Here is a 1685-nt window from a genome sequence, read left to right on the forward strand (position 1 = left end):
CAATGACCGTCGCTGATTTAGACTAAAAACGAGGCAAGTTCGATAAGATCTATTTTTTTTTTTAGTGGACCGGCGACCCCCAAAGTCTCAGGTGTGTATAAGAGGCAGCTGTGGAAGAAGCTAAAGGAGACATGGGAATTAAAAGAGCTGCTCTGGCTATCGCTATCATATTCGAAAAATATTGCAGGGAATTGGTGAAATCTCCAGGTGGATATTTACGGGGCATGATTGCCAAAGAAAATCGAGGAAAACTTTATCTCGAACGTTCTTTTTATGCCTTGCTCAATAAAGCTTCTGAGGAAAAACTAAATAGCTGGCACATGAAAAAACGAGCTAACAAAATCTAAAGATCAAAAAATTCTTTTTTCAAATCAGAATTGAATGAAGTTCTCAAAGCTTTAAACATGCAAACAGATTCAAAACAAATCGTACCATAAGAAGGAGGAAACAATGTCTAATGAAGCAAAAGAAATGAAAGAAATGTTATCAATATAACCATCATCTGATATGATGCAATTGTTTAATATTATACCATCTTTGTTTTAGCTTTTCACACGATAAGCAATACTGAAGCAATCAAGCAGCATGTTTTGTGCAGAAAAACAAAAAACATAACATTAACCATTTCAGATTTAGAAACTGAAAGGAAGCTTTTAGTTCTTTTAGTGATGAGGATGATTTTCAAAAATAGTAAATGTATTTTTGATTAACGTGATCCCAATCGGTTCAAAAATTAGATAGTATTTAAATTTGTTATATTGAATAACAAAACTAAGAAGAAATCAAAATTTTAATTGAATGGAGAAAGATGATTAAAAACCCAGCGAGTATTTTATTACCTCTCCCGAGAAGATTATGCGATGTTTATTTCGCAATACTTTTAAAAACGTGTAAATATTAATGTTAAAGTATTAGTGTGATATGTATGCACATATCTTTGTGTTTTAAGTGCCATTCCTTGCTTCTATTCAACAAATTTTAGAAAAACGATCATTTTCTGATATGAAACCATATATTTATTTGACATTTTTTTGAATAAAAATATATCAGTTTAAATCTAAATTGACGTTTTTATTGAATATGGCAAAATTTTACGCTTACTTGCGCGTTTCTTGTGATGGACAAGATTGGCGCAAACGTAAGCTTGGTGCTTTAATTAAAAAAGCAGAACGAGGAGATGTGTTGTTAACACCAGAATTTTCTCGTATAGCTGGTTCTTCTCTTGCTGTCTTAGAAATTCTTAAAGCTGCTAGCGAACGGGGGTTGATTGTTCATGTGACAAAACAAAACCTCATCATGGATGGAAGCTTACAGAGCGATATCATAGCAACTATTTTAGGTATGGTAGCGCAAATTGAAAGACATTTAATTCAAGAGCGCACAAAAGAAGCTTTAAATGTTGCTCGTCAACGAGGGATAAAACTAGGACGTCCAAAAGGAAGCATTGCTACGCAATTAAAACTGGACAATCATATTGATGAAATTCAAGCATTTACAAATGTTGGTTTATCACAGAGCCGTATTGCTAAGACATTAGGAGTTAGTGTGAATACTTTGCGCTTATTTATTGAACGCAAAAATATCAAGCCAACAAAAATTAAGCCACTCATTACCATGCCAAGAGCATTGGAGAATTAAGGTAAACTAAGCTGGTACTGTTTACATACTGTCTTCTATACACATCT

Annotated in this window: 2 protein-coding genes; both read left to right on the forward strand. The window is 33.4% G+C overall.

The window, feature by feature from the left end:
• Positions 1–110: 110 nt before the first annotated feature.
• Entirely contained in the window at positions 111–347 is a 237-nt protein-coding gene (gene repC, locus K3248_RS08520) for a replication initiation protein RepC (protein ID WP_371875528.1), read from the forward strand.
• A 733-nt stretch (positions 348–1080) separates the two neighbouring features.
• Entirely contained in the window at positions 1081–1638 is a 558-nt protein-coding gene (locus tag K3248_RS08525) for a recombinase family protein (RefSeq protein ID WP_208441893.1), read from the forward strand.
• Positions 1639–1685 lie beyond the last annotated feature (47 nt).

It is taken from the genome of Bartonella raoultii (genome assembly GCF_019659805.1).
In the GTDB taxonomy this organism is placed as follows: domain Bacteria; phylum Pseudomonadota; class Alphaproteobacteria; order Rhizobiales; family Rhizobiaceae; genus Bartonella; species Bartonella raoultii.

Excerpts from the sequence above, each read along its gene's own strand:
- K3248_RS08525 (WP_208441893.1), top strand. The coding sequence starts at position 1,081 with ATGGCAAAATTTTACGCTTACTTGCGCGTTTCTTGTGATGGACAAGAT.